Origin of the sequence: Mesorhizobium sp. M7A.F.Ca.CA.001.08.2.1, assembly GCF_003998455.1 — a bacterium.
Lineage (GTDB): Bacteria > Pseudomonadota > Alphaproteobacteria > Rhizobiales > Rhizobiaceae > Mesorhizobium > Mesorhizobium ciceri.
Genome location: NZ_RZPW01000810.1, coordinates 1 through 2681, shown reverse-complemented (window position 1 = coordinate 2681; position 2681 = coordinate 1). Strand labels below are relative to the sequence as shown.

Here is a 2681-nt window from a genome sequence, read left to right as displayed (position 1 = left end):
TGTCGGTGTCGTTGTTGTTGCTGGCCGGCCGCGTGTAGATGGATTCGCGCGGCGCGATCTCCACCTGCGTCTCGGCCTTGTAGTGCCGGGTTGCCAGCGAGGCGAAAGCAAAGGCCAGCCCGGTCGCCAACAGGACGACGAGGCCTATACGCAGCCAATTCCTCGCCAGGCTGGCGAAGAGCTGCCTGAGATCGACATCGACATCTGCGGCCGCGGACTGAACGGACATGCATCCCTACTCCGATACTGGGTCAGCACGCACCGTAAACAACTATGGTAACTCAGCCGTTAAGATCGCGGTAAGTTTCCGTTAGGGTTTACTGGCGGGCGACAAACAAAACCGCCAGAAATCGCAAAAACTCTTGCCGATGCGCCACGTGTCGGCCGCTCCCTTTACCGGCCATTAACCCTAACAGGATGATAACGGGCCTCGATCCCTGATGTTTGCTGCGACGCCGCAGCGGCCCAGTCGAAGGTACTTGTCCGGTCATGAAAAGCACTGCTTCCCTGTTTCGCGCGCTGCTTGCCGTATCGATGCTGGCTGGCTGTTCCAGCTACCGGCCGACGCCGGCCGCCTTCCATGAGGTGCTCGATCAGCCCTACCGTCTTGGCGCCGGCGATCGCGTCCGCGTCACCGTGTTCGAGCAGGACGGGCTGACCAACACCTACAGCGTCGATCAATCCGGCTATCTCTCCTTCCCGCTTGTCGGCGCCATACCGGCGCGCGGACACACCGCGCAGCAGATGGAAAAGGAGATCGCCGACAAATTGCGGCAAGGCTATCTGCGCGATCCCGACGTTTCGGTCGAGATCGACCGCTACCGGCCGATCTTCGTCATGGGCGAAGTGGGTGCCGCCGGCCAATACTCTTACGTCCCCGGCCTGACGGTGCAGAAGGCGATCGCCATTGCCGGCGGCTTCACGCCGCGCGCCAACCAGGAAAGCGTCGACATCACCCGCGACATCAACGGCAAGGTGATGACCGGCCGCGTGGTCACCTCCGACCCGCTGCTGCCGGGCGATACGGTCTACGTCCGCGAACGCCTGTTCTGACAGATACCAAGTGGCGGACAGGCTCAGGATCGTCCATTGCTTTCGCTCACCCGTCGGAGGAATTTTCCGGCATGTGCGCGACCTGACCGAGGCGCAGGTCGCCGCCGGGCATTCCGTCGGCATCGTCTGCGATTCGACGACGGGCGGCGCGTTCGAGGAACATCTGTTCGAGCAGATGAAGAACATGCTGGCGCTCGGCATTCATCGCACGCCGATGCAGCGCCACGTCGGTCCCGGCGACCTTGCCTCGGCCTGGCGCACGTACAGGATCATCAAGGAATTGCGGCCGGACGTACTGCACGGGCACGGCGCCAAGGGTGGCGCCTATGCCCGTCTGTTCGGCTCGTTGTTGCGGGTATCAAGGTCTCGCGTAGCCCGCCTTTATTCGCCGCATGGCGGCTCCCTCCACTATGACGAGAACACGACCACCGGAAAGCTGTTCTTCGCGCTCGAGCGCTTCATGGCTCGCTTCACCGACTATCTGCTGTTTGTCTCGGACTATGAGCGGCGGACCTATCGCCACAAGGTCGGCGAGCCGCCCATTCCCAACACCCTCGTCTATAACGGCCTGCGCGCCACTGAATTCGAGCCGGTGATCACCGCGCCGGACGCAGCCGACCTCCTTTATATCGGCATGATGCGCGACCTGAAGGGGCCGGACATCTTCATCGACGCATTGGCGCTCGCCGGCCCACGGTTCGGCCGCGCGCTGACCGCGGTGATGGTCGGCGACGGCGACGACCTACCGCGCTACCACGGGCAAGTGAAACGCCTCGGGCTCGAGCGCCATGTCCGCTTCCTGCCGCCGATGCCGGCCAGGGAGGCCTTTGCCCTTGCCGCGCTTATCATCGTTCCTTCGCGCGCCGAAGCCATGCCCTATATCGTCCTGGAAACGCTTGCCGCGGGAAAGCCGATGATCGCAACAGCGGTCGGCGGCATTCCGGAGATATTCGACACCGGTTCCCCTGCCCTGATCCGACCTGACCCGATCGAGCTCGCCGAAAGGATGAGCCAGGCGCTGGCCGACCCGGCCGCCTATCGCGATCTGATGCCGGATGGGGCCGACCTCAAGGCACGCTTCGGCGCCGATGTGATGGCCGCCGACATCGAGAACGCCTATTTCGCCGCGCTCGACAGGTAGGCGCAGGACCAAGCCGTTCCAAAGCCGTATGTTGTTTCAAGGGTTTCTTAGCTCTCTTTTGCTATGATCGAGGGGAAGCTTGCGGAAAGCCCTCATGAACGAGATCGACCCCGCGCGCCGCTTTTCAGCAGAGGCGGTGCGTAAATTCGACGGCCCGGCCGATGGCGACACGCCAAGCGGCATGAACGATGTCGCGCGCCAGGTCGCCTCGCAGTACCGGCGCGATACGATGTCGCCGATCATGGTCAGCGGCGTCCTGCGCATGGTCGAATTCGGCTTGCTGTTCCTGTCCGGGCTCGCCGTCTATTTCCATTATGTCGGGTTCTTCAATTATCTCGCCTGGCAGTATCCGGTAACGATCGCCGCCGCGTCGTTCCTTGCCGTGGTGCTGCTCGACGTCACCGACTGCTACCAGATCGTCGCCCTGATGCGGCCGATCGCCAATTTCGGCCGCGTGCTGCTGGTCTGGGCCGGCACTTTCGCCCTC

At 63.0% G+C, this 2681-nt stretch carries 3 protein-coding genes and 1 pseudogene; 3 read left to right on the top strand and 1 reads right to left on the bottom strand.

Annotated elements, in window-relative coordinates:
- A partial coding sequence (locus EN914_RS31325; protein WP_245497882.1) for a Wzz/FepE/Etk N-terminal domain-containing protein occupies positions 1-229 on the bottom strand: 229 nt, incomplete at its 3' end.
- A gap of 260 nt (positions 230-489) precedes the next feature.
- Here EN914_RS31325 and EN914_RS31320 point away from each other — a divergent pair.
- The 3 genes and pseudogenes from EN914_RS31320 to EN914_RS31310 form a co-directional block, all read left to right on the top strand.
- Entirely contained in the window at positions 490-1053 is a 564-nt protein-coding gene (locus EN914_RS31320) for a polysaccharide biosynthesis/export family protein (RefSeq protein WP_013532220.1), read from the top strand.
- Between the two features lie 10 nt (positions 1054-1063).
- Positions 1064-2194, top strand: a complete 1131-nt coding sequence (locus tag EN914_RS31315) for a glycosyltransferase family 4 protein (protein WP_013532221.1) — start codon at positions 1064-1066, stop codon at positions 2192-2194.
- Between the two features lie 94 nt (positions 2195-2288).
- Positions 2289-2681, top strand: a pseudogene (locus EN914_RS31310) (undecaprenyl-phosphate glucose phosphotransferase); the annotation flags it as partial.